Origin of the sequence: Streptomyces sp. NBC_01214 (assembly GCF_026340975.1) — a bacterium.
In the GTDB taxonomy this organism is placed as follows: domain Bacteria; phylum Actinomycetota; class Actinomycetes; order Streptomycetales; family Streptomycetaceae; genus Streptomyces.
In genome coordinates this window covers 204,725-217,043 of the sequence record NZ_JAPEOS010000001.1, presented here as the reverse complement: position 1 = coordinate 217,043, position 12,319 = coordinate 204,725, and the positions used below count along the sequence as shown (strand labels likewise).

13 protein-coding genes are annotated in these 12,319 nt (G+C 72.8%); 2 read left to right on the top strand and 11 right to left on the bottom strand.

Annotated elements, in window-relative coordinates; genetic code table 11:
• Positions 1-193: 193 nt before the first annotated feature.
• From OG594_RS01120 to OG594_RS01110, 3 genes are read right to left on the bottom strand one after another with little or no spacing between them, the layout of a single operon-like run.
• Positions 194-442 (bottom strand): hypothetical protein, encoded by a 249-nt coding sequence (locus OG594_RS01120; protein WP_150258423.1) that lies wholly within the window; start codon positions 440-442, stop codon positions 194-196.
• 21 nt (positions 443-463) lie between these two features.
• Positions 464-1,231 (bottom strand): CbtA family protein, encoded by a 768-nt coding sequence (locus tag OG594_RS01115; RefSeq protein WP_266594638.1) that lies wholly within the window; start codon positions 1,229-1,231, stop codon positions 464-466.
• Positions 1,232-1,273: 42 nt separating this feature from the next.
• On the bottom strand, positions 1,274-1,489 hold the full coding sequence (locus tag OG594_RS01110) for a CbtB domain-containing protein (RefSeq protein WP_030016542.1): 216 nt from the start codon (positions 1,487-1,489) through the stop codon (positions 1,274-1,276).
• Between the two features lie 189 nt (positions 1,490-1,678).
• Between OG594_RS01110 and OG594_RS01105 the strand changes: the two genes are divergently transcribed.
• Complete coding sequence (locus OG594_RS01105; protein WP_266594637.1) at positions 1,679-2,152, top strand: histidine phosphatase family protein; 474 nt, start codon at positions 1,679-1,681, stop codon at positions 2,150-2,152.
• An 86-nt stretch (positions 2,153-2,238) separates the two neighbouring features.
• Here OG594_RS01105 and pucL read toward each other — a convergent pair whose 3' ends face one another.
• The 7 genes from pucL to OG594_RS01070 all read right to left on the bottom strand — a co-directional run bounded on the left by pucL (position 2,239) and on the right by OG594_RS01070 (position 10,570).
• A complete protein-coding gene (gene pucL / locus OG594_RS01100) occupies positions 2,239-3,156 on the bottom strand; it encodes a factor-independent urate hydroxylase (protein WP_266594636.1) in 918 nt (305 codons plus the stop codon).
• 230 nt (positions 3,157-3,386) lie between these two features.
• Entirely contained in the window at positions 3,387-4,736 is a 1,350-nt protein-coding gene (locus tag OG594_RS01095; protein WP_266594635.1) for an aspartate aminotransferase family protein, read from the bottom strand.
• A gap of 64 nt (positions 4,737-4,800) precedes the next feature.
• A complete protein-coding gene (locus OG594_RS01090; protein WP_266594634.1) occupies positions 4,801-5,628 on the bottom strand; it encodes a PaaX family transcriptional regulator C-terminal domain-containing protein in 828 nt (275 codons plus the stop codon).
• Positions 5,625-6,239 (bottom strand): N-acetyltransferase, encoded by a 615-nt coding sequence (locus OG594_RS01085; protein WP_266594633.1) that lies wholly within the window; start codon positions 6,237-6,239, stop codon positions 5,625-5,627. The genes OG594_RS01090 and OG594_RS01085 overlap by 4 nt, the downstream gene beginning before the upstream one ends.
• Positions 6,240-6,360: 121 nt before the next feature.
• Positions 6,361-9,693, bottom strand: a complete 3,333-nt coding sequence (locus OG594_RS01080) for a BTAD domain-containing putative transcriptional regulator (RefSeq protein ID WP_266594632.1) — start codon at positions 9,691-9,693, stop codon at positions 6,361-6,363.
• A 126-nt stretch (positions 9,694-9,819) separates the two neighbouring features.
• Positions 9,820-10,191, bottom strand: coding sequence for a hypothetical protein (locus tag OG594_RS01075; protein ID WP_266594631.1), 372 nt, complete (start codon positions 10,189-10,191; stop codon positions 9,820-9,822).
• Between the two features lie 175 nt (positions 10,192-10,366).
• Positions 10,367-10,570 (bottom strand): cold-shock protein, encoded by a 204-nt coding sequence (locus tag OG594_RS01070; protein WP_030011983.1) that lies wholly within the window; start codon positions 10,568-10,570, stop codon positions 10,367-10,369.
• Between the two features lie 454 nt (positions 10,571-11,024).
• Here OG594_RS01070 and OG594_RS01065 point away from each other — a divergent pair, with 454 nt between their 5' ends.
• Positions 11,025-11,390, top strand: coding sequence for a 5-carboxymethyl-2-hydroxymuconate Delta-isomerase (locus tag OG594_RS01065; RefSeq protein WP_266594630.1), 366 nt, complete (start codon positions 11,025-11,027; stop codon positions 11,388-11,390).
• A gap of 36 nt (positions 11,391-11,426) precedes the next feature.
• Here OG594_RS01065 and OG594_RS01060 read toward each other — a convergent pair whose 3' ends face one another.
• The gene (locus tag OG594_RS01060; RefSeq protein WP_266602503.1) at positions 11,427-12,167 is read right to left on the bottom strand and encodes a PP2C family serine/threonine-protein phosphatase; all 741 of its coding nucleotides are present in this window, start codon (positions 12,165-12,167) and stop codon (positions 11,427-11,429) included.
• Positions 12,168-12,319: the final 152 nt, after the last annotated feature.

Below are 12,319 nucleotides of genomic sequence, written 5' to 3'. Positions count from 1 at the left end.
CTCGGGCGGCCGGGTCATGTGAGCAGTGGACACCTCCTCTGCCCGTCGTTACCCCGTGCAACACGGCGGACTGACATGGCGTCACGGGCGTGTCGTCGCCCGATCGGGGAGTCTTCGCAGTTCGCGAAGGGTCCGCCCGCCGGATGCCCGGGGTGGCGCCCATGCGCCCGAACGGGTGAGGGGTCCGACGCCCCTAACCACACATGACGAAGGCGGCCGTGCCCGCTCCCATCAGCGCCCCGGCCAGGTGCATGGCGGGGTGGCCGTAGTCGCCGTACCAGAGGTGGCGGGCCAGGCCGCCCAGTGCGGCCAGCGCGGCGATGATCCCGATCTGGCCGAAGAGCGTCACGGCGCAGCAGGGGGCCAGCAGCAGCAGGAGCGAGTTCAGCCAGAACGGGGCCGCGCCCGTCCAGCCCCGCCATTGCCTGATCGCCGTCGCCATGTACTACCGGCCCCCTCGTGCTCAACTCGTCGGCTGCACAGCCTCCTTGGGTGCGGGGGCGGGCACAAGGGCTCGTTCGGCTAGAAAACCGAAAGCGAGGCCGAAAGTCGTCCACAGTGCCGTTTGGATGGCCAGGGACGCGAGGCGGAAGTCCCAGATCAGCGCGGCGGGGAAGCCGACGGGGACCTCGTTGATACCGGGCAACAGGGCGTACGAGAGGCCGATGGCCAAGACGAAGGCGGCGCCGGCGACGACCGACGCGTTCCAGTTGCCGAGCTTCGGTGCGAGCCGTCGCCCGAGGATCAGCGCCCCGGCCGCCAGCAGCACGCTCAGGGCGATCATCAGGAGGTAGAGGGCGGTCCGCCGGGCGGCGGTCCCGGGATCGCCCACGGCGGGGGGATTGGCGGGGTACTTGAAGAACGGCACCAGCGTCACGGTGACGTACAGACCGCCAGTGACCAGTGCGGCCGTGGCCCGCGGGCCGAAGCGGCCGATGCGGCCCAGGGCGAAGCAGTAGACGAGCGCGGCGATGCCGCCGAGCGCCACCGCGTAGAGCAGGACGCCGGTGCCGAGTCCGGCCGTGGCCTGGAGGGCGCGGCTGACCGGTGCGTCCTCGCCGTGGTCGTGACCGGCCGCGGCGGCTTCCTCGATGGCGATCGCCGCGTCCACCTTGGACTCACCGAGGAGGTAGGCGACGAGGAAGGCGGCCACGCCGGCCAGCAGGCCGGCGAGCATGCCGCGGACGAGCAGGGTGCGGGGGGAGACCCCACCCGGAGAAGTGGAAGTCATCGATCTGTTCCCTTGCTGAGACGTCGGTCGGTGGCAGGGGAATCAGTGGCAGGGGAACCCGAGCAGGTGGCGGCCGTCGTGCAGCCACTCGTGGATGGTCTCCCCTTCGAAGACCGAGGTGGCGCCCTGCTCGGCGCCGACGAAGTACAGCAGGACGAGCATGAGGATGCCGACGAACACGGCCCAGGGGGCCAGCGCGGAGAGCGAGATGGGGGCGATGACGGGTGAGTTCGTCGTGGGCACGGCGGAGTGGGCCATGGCAGAACCTCCAGAGGGAACACGCGTCCCGGTCAGTGGTGCTCGCTACGACGGTGGCGGGTCTGACTTTCCTCCCCCTCCGGGAGGTTTCACAGTGGCGCGACCGTGCCGGATTCTCACCGGTGCTTCCGTCGTTCCGTCGTAAGTCAATTGAACCATTTGTGACCGTACCGCGCTTACGCTCCCCTTATGAAGACCCCGTTGGTACGAGTTCGACTCATCAGCTTCCCGCTGGACGCAGCCGCCCGACAGGGCCGCTTCGGTCACGCCCGGCCGTGCCCGGGCCACGCGGGGCTGCGCGGTCTGGCCACGGGCGAATGGGCCGGTCGCACCCTGGACGAGGTGGCGGGCCGGGACCCGGCGGCCGTGCACGCCTGGCTGTCGGATCCCGCGTACGCGCCACCGGGCGGGGAGTCCGTGGACGCGTTGATCGCGCGCGTCGGCGCGGAGCTGGCGGGCCTGGCCGAGGGAACGCACCGGCTGGTGGTCGAGCAGGCCGTCGTCCGGGCGGCCGTGGTGCACGCCCTGGAGCTGCCCGCGGCGGCCTTCTGGCGGCTCGACGTGCGGCCGGAGTCGGTGACCACCCTCACCGGGCGGGCGGGGCGCTGGAACCTGCTGGTCGGGCAGCCGCAGGACGAGCGGCCACCGGCCGGGCAGGCGTAGGGCGAGCCGTAGCCCGCCGCGTGGGTGAAACGATTCGGCCCGGACCCCGCGACGCGGTCCGGGCCGAACGGGCGCTCACCCGGGCGTCAGGCGACGATCCAGTCGGACGTCGCGATCACCGGCTGCACGCCGTCGCGGTGGATGGTGCCCTCGATCAGGCCGTACATCCGGTCCGCCGCGAAGTACACCTCGTTGTCGTTCTTGAGGCCGAAGGGCTCCAGGTCGACGAGGAAGTGGTGCTTGTTGGGGAGGTTCAGGCGCACCTCGTTGACCTTGGCGCAGTTGTCGAGCACCCGCTCGGCCATCTGGTGCAGGGTCTGCTGCAGCGAGTACGAGTACGTCTCCGCGAAGGCTTCCAGCAGGTTCTTGCGGACCTTCTTGTACGCCTGGTCCCAGTCGTAGCCGGCGTCGTCGGCGGCCAGCGCCGAGTGCGCCCAGCGCGCGGTGACCTTGGTCGCCAGGATGCGGTCGTACGCCTCCTGGAGGGTCGTGTACTCGTCCTTGATGTAGCCGTGGAACTCGGAGTTGGTCGAGTTCATCACCGTCAGGTCCTTCAGGCCCGAGATGACCTGGAGGCCCGTCGTCTCGCTGTAGGTGATCTGCGCGGTGCGCACCTCCTGGCCCTTGCGGACGAAGGAGTGCTGCTCCTTGCGCGTGGGGACCGGGATGCGGTCCCACCCGTACTCCTCGATGCGGATCTGGGCCTCGCGGATCGGCTGCTGCGAGGAGACGAAGTGCTTGGCGAGCAGGATGCCGAAGGCCTCGGGGGAGTCGATGCCGTGCTCCTTGCCGAAGGCGTACACCGTGTTCTTGGTGGTGTCGGTCGGCAGGCAGTTGGCGTTGTCGCCGGTGAGGTGGACATCGCGGAATTCGCCGCGGAGCGCGACCGAGACGTTGAGGTCGCGGATCTCGTGCCACGACCCGTCGGATCCCTTGCGGGTGACCTTGACGATGCGGTTCTCGGCCTTGCCGTACTGGTTCTGCGCGAGGACGTGCTTGCTCATGGCTGTATTCCTTCGGGTACACGGAGTCCGACTGACTGGATCCCGTACGCCCGGCGTCCAGCGGTCGGCCCGCTCCCCGCCGTTCGGTCACGGAGGACCGCCCCGGGACTGACGTGCATCCCGGTCCGTAGGTGCTCTCTCGGATTCCAGCACGTTCACGTGGTGTTCGGAATGGCGCGGAACGTCCAAGACAGGCACCCACGGATTGGGCGACCGTGCATCCGTACAGGTCAGGCCGTGTGTGCGTCCGCGACGGAGAGGGCTTCGTCGAGGATCTCCAGCCCCTTGGCGACGTCCTGCGGTGAGATGTTGCACGGCGGCGCGATGTGGATCCGGTTGCCGGCGATCAGTGGCCAGAGCCCGCCCTTCTTGCAGGCGGCCCCGAACTCGGCCATCGGGGCGTTCTCCGCCCCGGAGGCGTTGTACGGGACCAGCGGCTCGCGGGTCTCCTTGCTCCGCACCAGCTCCAGGGCCCAGAAGGTGCCGAGCCCGCGGACCTCCCCGACCGAGGGGTGTCGCTCGGCGAGCGCGCGCAGGCCGGGCCCGAGGAGGTCGGCGCCGGTGCGTGCGGACTGCTCGACGACGCCCTCCTCCTCCATGACGTTGATCGTCGCGACGGCGGCCGCGCAGGCCAGCACGTGCCCGGAGTACGTGAGCCCGCCCGGGTAGGGCCGGCGGGCGAAGGTCTCGGCGATGGCGGCCGAGATGGCGACCCCGCCGAGCGGGAGGTATCCGCTGGTCACGCCCTTGGCGAAGCAGATCAGGTCGGGGGTCACGTCCCAGTGCTCGGAGGCGAACCACGTACCGGTGCGCCCGAAGCCGACCATGATCTCGTCCAGGACGAAGACGATGCCGAAGCGGTCGCACAGCGCGCGCACGCCGGCCAGGTAGCCGTCCGGGTGCACGAGCACGCCCGGGGCGCCGCCGACGGTCTCCAGGATGATCGCGGCGATGGACTGCGGCCCCTCGAAGACGATGGTGTCCTCCAGGTGGCGCAGGGCCCGCTCGCACTCCTCGGCCTCGGTGGCCGCGTAGAAGGGCGAGCGGTAGGCGAACGGCCCCCAGAAGTGCACGACACCGGCGGTCGCGGAGTCGTTGCCGAAGCGGCGGGCGTCGCCCGTCAGGTTGATCGCGGTGGAGGTGGCGCCGTGGTACGAGCGGTACGCGGACAGCACCTTGGGCCGGCCGGTGTGCAGCCGGGCCATGCGGACGGCGTTCTCCACGGCCTCGGCACCGGCATTGGTGAAGAAGATCTTGTCGAGGTCGCCGGGGGTGCGCTCGGCGATCAGCCGGGCCGCCTCGGAGCGCACGTCGACGGCGAAGCCGGGCGCGACCGTGCACAGCTTGGCCGCCTGCTCCTGGATGGCCGCGGTGACCTTCGGGTGCTGGTAGCCGATGTTCGTGTAGACGAGGGCGCTGGAGAAGTCGAGGAAGCGATTGCCCTGGTGGTCCCAGAAGTACGAGCCCTCGGCGCCGGCCACGGCGAGCGGATCGATGAGCTCCTGCGCCGACCATGAATGGAAGACGTGCTTCCGGTCAGCGTCTTTCACGGCGGCGAGGGCGTCGGCTTCTGCGTTCATGAAACGAGCGTAGTTGTCCATGATGTGGACGGGGCGGGGGTCGGTCCCCGGCACCCGCGCCGGGTCAGGCCAGGGCCTCGCCGTACAGGCGGAACAGCCGGGGCCCGGAAGCCGGGGCGGCGGCCCCCAGTTTGGCCCAGGCCTCCGACGCCGCCGCCCGGGCCGTCGTCCCCGGCCACGGCTGCGGCAGCAGTTCCGGCGGGAGCAGCGGATCGGGGAGCATCGCGGCGGAGAAGGCGGCGGCCAGGGTCACGGCGTGCGCCAGCCCGGCGGCCCGGCCGGGCAGGGCCGGCTGCTCCGCGAGCGCGCGGAGCTCCCCGTACCGGGCCGCGATCTCCGGCAGCGGCCACAGCCGCTCCGCCAGGGCGCGCGGGTCCGAGGTGCTGCCCACCGCCAGGTCCCGGGTGCTCAGGCAGGTCAGCGCCTCCGACAGGCCCAGCTCCGCCGCGTGCGCCCGTACGTACGGCGCGATCGCGTTCGGCGTGACGTACAGGCCGCCCTGGACCGGCGCCGCCCCCAGCCCGGTCAGCGCGTCCCGCAGGGAGTCCCGGGCGGCCCGCGCGGATTCCGGTACGGCGAAGGCGAAGGCGTGCCAGAGCCCGTCCCACGGCTCCAGCCCCCGGTCCTGCCGGTAGGCGTGCCGGACGAACTCCACTTCCGGTACGAGCGGCAGCCCGGCCCCCGGCTCCGCTCCCGCCAAGCGGAGCACGGCCCGCCGGCCGCGCCCCTCCACCGTGAACCGGCCCTCGGTCACCAGCCGCTTCACGCACAGCCGCACCTGCTGGTCGGTCATCTCGAGCAGGCCGGCGACCTCGTACAGCTCTTCGCCCGCGACCGTCCCGTCCTCCCGGACCAGCGCGTGCACCACCATCCGCGTGGGGATCCCGCTCATCGCGCCGCCACCTCCTTGTGCATCGTCGTCACGCCCCCGAATCCCAGCACGTCCCGCAGCCAGGGCGTGCGCCGCACCCGTACCGCCCGGAAGCCGTGCTCTTCGTAGAGCTCCCGCGCCCGCGGGTTCTCCGCGACCACGTCCAGCCGGATCCGCCGGCACCGCTGCTCCGCGGCGATCGCCTCGATCTCCCGCAGCAGCAGACCGCCGATGCCCCGGCTCCGTTCGGCGGGGTCCACGGCGATGCCGTCCATGACCAGCTCGCCGCGGGCCGGGACGCGCCCCAGCAGGGCCAGTAGGAACACCCGGTACAGGCCCCGGAACCGCCCGTACTGGGCCCTGACCGCGGCCGCGTCGCCGCCGACCAGGCCGCGTCCGGCCAGCTGGTAGCCCGCCACGCCGACCACCCGGCCGCCCCGGCCGGGGGCGCCGGACAGCGCGGTCACCGCCCGGTCCGCGTGCAGGTGCCCGGCGATGAACCGCCGTCCGGCCTCCGCCGGGCCGAGCGCGCGGCCCAGCTTTCCCCCGAAGGCCTCCCAGTACAGTTCGGCGACGCGCACGGCGGCCCCTTCGGGCAGACCGCGCCGTACCTCCACGCTCTCCGTCGTCATGCGTGCCAGCGTAATACGCTCACTGTTGCTACGATCGTTTTTGATGTGAGCGAACGTGTGTATGAATCCGTGCCGGGGAATCCGGAGCCGCCGCTGACCGAGCCCCTGCACCTGCGGGGGCTCAACCGTTCAGGGTGACCCGCGCGAGGTCCCCTGCGGCCGCCGGCCGCGGCGCGTCGCCGGCGTCCCCGTACCGCGCGTACTCCTCGAACGCGTCGCCGAGCGCGGCGCGCGCCGCGCCCTCCACCCGGGCCGCGTCGGGGCGCGAGTGGTCCGGCCCGCCGCGCACGGCGAGGGCCGCGGCCAGCAGTCGGGCCGCCTCCCGAGGCCGGTCCAGCCGGACCGCCTGGTCCGCGACGCCCACCAGCACCTGGGCGAGCGTCGGCGCGTGCCCGCAGGCCACGGCCAGCTCCAGCGCCTCGGCACGGTGGGCGCGGGCGGCGGCCAACTCGCCGTCCGCCGCGTCCAGGTACCCGAGGGAGTCGAGCACCGCCGCCTCGAACACCGGGTGCACGGCGACCTCGCGGACCGCCTTCCTGGCCCGCGCCAGTTCGGCCCGGGCCGACGCCGGCTCGCCGTTCCAGCGCGCCAGGTCCGCCTTGCCGTGCGCCATCATGGCCAGCGCCTCGGGCCAGCCGGCCGCCACCGCGTCCTGCTCGGCCCGGGCCATCACCGCCGCGCTGCCCGCCCGGTCCCCGGCGAGCAGGCACAGCTGTGCCTGCCGGACCCAGGCGTACAACCGGTCCTCGACGACGCCCAGCTCGCCGATCACCGCCACGGCCTCCTCGTAGTGGCCGATCGCCGCGCGGTGGTCGCCGATCCGGGCCACCAGATCGGCCAGCAGCGTCAGCGCGAAGGAGGTTCCCCAGCGTTCCCCGAGCCCGCGGAACCCGGCCAGGGCCGCCTCGATCGAGGCTTGCGCCCGTGCGGGCGGGCCGCCGGCCCCGAGCAGGGTCTTGGCGTCTTCCAGTCCGGCCTGCGCCCGGACCCAGGGGTCCTCGTCGGCCAGCAGCCCCGCCCACGCGTCCGACGGGGCCGCCCCGCCCTCGCCCTCGCCCCCGTCCGCACCGCGCAGCAGCCGCTCCAGCGGCTCCAGGAAGCGGACCACCGGATGCCGGCTCCCGCTGCGTGCGGCGAGCAGCATCCCCTGGCGGAGCAGTTCCCCGGTCCGCCGGTCGTCACCGAGTCCGGCCGTCGCGAAGAGCACCGCCAGGGCGCAGGCCACGGCGCGGGCCTCGTCGTCCCCGTCCGCCCCGTATGCCTCGTCGTTCGCGTCCGTCCCGTTGTCCCCGTCTGTCGCGTCCGCGTCTGCCGCGTCTGCTGCGTTCGCCGCTTCAGCCCGGTCCGGCACGGGCAACGCGAGTGCCCGCGCCGCCAGTTCGGCGCCTTCCGCCTTGTGCCCGCCGAGCCACCAGTACCACCCGGCCGCCGCCACCAGCCGTACGGCCGCCCGCGCGTCGCCCGCCGCGATCGCGCCGCGCAGCGCAGCGGCCAGGTTGTCGTGCTCCTCGGCGAGCCGCCCGAGCCACTCCAGCTGCTCCGCCCGCCGCAGGTACGGGTCCGCGGCCCGGGCCAGCCCGGTGAAGTGGGCGGCGTGCGCGCGGCGGAGCGCCTCCCGCTCACCGGCTTCCTCGAGCCGTTCCAGCCCGTACGCGCGGATCGTCTCCAGCATCCGGTAGCGCCCGTCGCCCGCCGTCACCAGCAGGGACTTGTCGGTCAGCGAGGTGATCAGGTCGAGCACGTCGTACGCCTCGACCGGGCCGCCCGCGCAGACCCCCTCGGCCGACTCCACCGTGGCGCCGCCGGGGAAGGCGGCGAGCCTGCGCAGCAGTACCCGCTCGGCCTCCGTCAGCAGTTCCCAGCTCCAGTCGACCACCGCGCGCAGGGTCCGGTGCTGGCGCGGAGCCGTCCGTGCGCCGCCCGTCAGCAGCCGGAAGCGGTCGTCGAGCCGGGCCGCGAGCTGCTCGGCGCTCATCGTGCGCAGCCGGGCCGCCGCCAGTTCGACGGCCAGCGGCATTCCGTCGAGGGCCCGGCAGATCCGGGTCACGGCGGGGGCGTTCTCCTCGGTGACGGCGAAGCCGGAACGGGCCGCCGCCGCACGGTCGTTCAGCAGCCGCACCGCCGCGTACGACATGGCCTGCGCCGCGTCGGCGTCCCGGGGCGGGAGGGGCAGCGGCCTCACCGACCACAGCGCCTCGCCGGTGAGGCCGAGCGGCTCCCGGCTGGTCGCCAGGATGCGCAGCCCCGGGCACGCGCCGAGCAGCCGGTCGGCCGTCCGGGCGGCGGCTTCGACCAGGTGCTCGCAGTTGTCGAGGACCAGGAGCGCGGTGCGGGTGCGCAGGGCCGCGGCGAGCCGGTCCAGCGCGTCGCCCCCGGCGGGCGCCTGGTCCCGCAGGCCCAGCGCGTTCAGGACGGCGGGCGCCACGTCGGCCGCCGCGTCCAGGGGGCCGAGCTCCACCAGCCAGACGCCGTCGGGGAAACGGGCGAGCAGGGGGCGGGCGCTCTGGACGGCCAGCCGGGTCTTTCCGGCGCCGCCGGGTCCGATGAGCGTGGTGAGCCGGAACCGGCCCATGAGGGACGCCACGTGGGCGAGGTCCTCGTCCCGGCCCACGAAACTGGCCAGTGCGGCCCGTAGGTTGGTCGGTGGTGATGACGGCGGCGGTGGCGGCGCGGCGGGGCCCGGCGGCCGTTCGGCGGGCGCGGGCGGCGGCCCCGCGGGGACCTCGACCTGCCCGCGCAGTACGGCGGTGTGCAGGGCGGACAGTTCCGGGGAGGGGTCCGCTCCGAGCTCCTCGGCGAGGGCCTCGCGCGCGTTCCCGTAGGCGGTGAGCGCCTCGGCGGGCCGTCCGGCCGCGACGAGGGCCCGCATCAGCGCCCCGACGAGCCCTTCCCGCAAGGGGTGTTCGGCGACGAGGGAAGCCAGCTCGCCGGTCAGCTCCCGACCGCGTCCCGCGCGTAGATCCGCCTCGATCCGGTCCTCCAGGGCCGCCATCCGCAGCTCCGACAGCCGGGTCGCCGGGGCCCGGAAGGCCGCGGCGGACGCGACGTCCAGCAGCGCCGGGCCGCGCCACAGCTCCAGGGCCTCGCGGAGCAGCCGCGCCGCGGCGGCGGGGTCCCGGGCCAGCGCTCCGCGGCCCGCCGTGGCCAGCCGTTCGAAGCGGACCACGTCCACCGCGTCGGGCTCGACGACCAGGCGGTACCCGGCCGGGTGCGCTTCCACCTCCACACCGGGCAGGGCCCGGCGCAGCCGGGACACCAGTGCCTGAAGGGCGTTGGTGGCGCCGGCCGGTGGAGCGTCCTGCCAGATCCCGTCGACCAGGAGCTCGGAGGCGACCACCCGCCCCGGTTCGAGCGCCAGCAGGATCAGCAGGGCCCGCAGGCGGGTCCCCCCGACTCCGACGCCGCTTCCGTCCTCGCCCCGTACGTCCAGGGGCCCCAGCATCGAGATCCGCATGGCGACATTGTGCGGCGCCGTTCGGCGGCATTGCCATTCCATTGTCCGGCAGGGGTCGCCAGGGACGGCCTCCGCAGGTGAATTTGCGGACGGCCGTCCTCCGTGGCGCCGGGGCGGAGGAATGGGTTATTTGTCGGAGTAGCTGAAGTCCCCGACGGTCCAGGCGCTGACGTCCTTGACCGCGATCCGGTACATTCCGCCGGTCTCGGGGATGCCCAGGGTGCCCTGGAGGATGCGCGCCACGTGGAAATGAAGGTGTGAGGGCGTCCCGGCCTGCTGTCTGTCGCCGCGTCCGGGAGAGCTGAAGACCTCGGCGAACGGGCCCAGCTGGTCGGAGTCGCGCAGGACCTCGGCCACCCGCTGGCGCCAGACGCTCTCGGGGGCGAGGCGGCCCGTGATGACGGCACCGTGGACCACGACGGTCAGGGACATCTGATTGGTCTGCTCCGACTCGACCATGGCGGCGAGATCGAGGAGCAGGTCGTCAGGGATCGACATGGGCACGGACTCTAGCAAGCGCGCTCGCGTACCGGCCGGGCTTCCGGGGAGTGGCTTGTTCCGGGTGTTCCGGGACGTGGGACGGCCGAGGCCCGCACCCCAGGGTGCGGGCCTCGGCCGCGTCAGCGCGCCGACGCGGGCGCCGGCGAGGACCTCGAACGTCAGGCGTCGGGCGTCAGGCGGGAACGATGTTCTCGGCCTGCGGGCCCTTCTGGCCCTGCGTGACGTCGAAGGTAACCTTCTGGCCTTCCTGAAGCTCACGGAAGCCGGAAGAGGCGATGTTCGAGTAGTGGGCGAAGACGTCGGCGCCGCCGCCCTCCTGCTCGATGAAGCCGAAGCCCTTTTCCGCGTTGAACCACTTCACGGTGCCAGATGCCATATGAATTCTCCTTTGGGGCAGTGCCCGGATCCGCACTGTGCGGGCCCGTTGTCGCTGTGATGATTGGCCCGACCGGAACGAGTAGATTCCACTGCATGCACCGGAAATAAAAAGTGCGCCCACCAAAAATCCGGTGGGAGCACTTGTAAGTTTTTGGGAACCACAACTGCAACGAACGTCACGTTAGCACAGCGGATGTCGGCGGCCATGGAAATTCTGGCGCGCCCCACTCCTGATTCCGCGCCCGAGCGGCGGAAATGTGAAACGGAAAATCGTATGAATGGCGGAACGTTTTTTGTGGACCCTTCCCGCCCCCGGTGCCGCGGTGTCGCCCGGAGGGCGATGTCCAACACCGCCCCTGGCGGGGCCGGCTCGGTTACCGTCGCTCAGGTACCCGCCGACCGGCGCGGCACCGGGGCCCGGCGCCCCGCATTCGTAGAGCAGGGAGTGTCCCGTGCCCCACGCAGTCGTCGACTACTCGGACTCGCTGACCGGTGCCTTCGACCGCCGGGCGTTCGCGCTCGAACTGCACGCGCTGGTGGTCGAGATCCTCGACACCGCGATCGGCAACTGCAAGACGCGCTTCCACCGGCTGGAGGAGTCCGTCGTAGGGGAAGGCACCGACGGCCGGGTGGTGGTCGTGCACGTCGAGATGGCCATCGCCCGGGGCCGCACGGCGCAGGCCACCTCGCGCCTGACCCGTGCGGTGCTGGAGCTGGTGGAGCGCCACACGGCGAAGGCCGCCGGCCTGGAGGTCCACGCCTCCGTGGACGTGCGGGACCTGGGCGAGGCCTACACCAAGAGCGTGTCGACCCCTTGATGCATCCCCGTCCGGCCCGAGCCGCCCCGACAGCGCCTACGCGCCGATGCGCAGCAGCGCGAGCGTGATGTTGTCGGGGCCGCCGGCGTCGATGGCGGCCCGCCACAGCTCGAACGCGGCCCGGCCGTCGTCGTGCACCCGCAGCAGCCCCTCGATCTCCTCGGTCGGCACCGGGTCGGTCAGCCCGTCGCTGCACACCAGGTAGCGGTCGCCCTCGGCCACCGAGAAGGCCTCGATGTGGGGGGTGATCTCGTTGTACCCGCGGGTGCCGCCGAGGACCTGGGTGACCGCCGAGGTGGTGCGGTGCCCGGGGGTCGGCGGCGGGCTGTCGTCCACGCTCACCTGGTGCAGCCCGTCCTGCGCGGCGTGGAAGACCTTGCTGTCGCCGACGTTGAACATCAGCAGCGAATCCGCCAGGACGAGGGCGCCCGCGACCGTGGTCCCCATGGTGGCCAGCTCCGGCCGCCCCTCGGTCGCCGAGTACACGGCGCGGTTGCAGATGCTCAGCGCGTCACCGACGGCTTCCGGGCCGTCCAGCGTGGGCCCGAGCGAGGAGAGCTGGCGCACCACCAGCTCGCTGGCGATCTCGCCGGCCGGCTGGCCGCCGAGGCCGTCGGCGACCGCGACGACGAGCGGCCTGCCGAAGGGGAAGACCAGGGTCTGCGGATTCTGGGTGACGGTCCCGCACAGGGTCCACGGTCCGATGACGAGGCTGTCCTCGTTGTGCTCGCGCACCAGCCCGACGTGACTCAGGGCGGTCACAGCTATGTACGGCACCTCGACGTCCCGCCTCTCGGCCATCGCTTCGGCTACGGCTTTGGCGACAGCAACGGCTAGGGCGACGGCAGCGCAACGGCACGCGCGTCCGTCCCCACCATTGTCGCGCCGCTCCGGCATGCGGGCTCCGGCGCGCCGGAGCACCCTGGTCG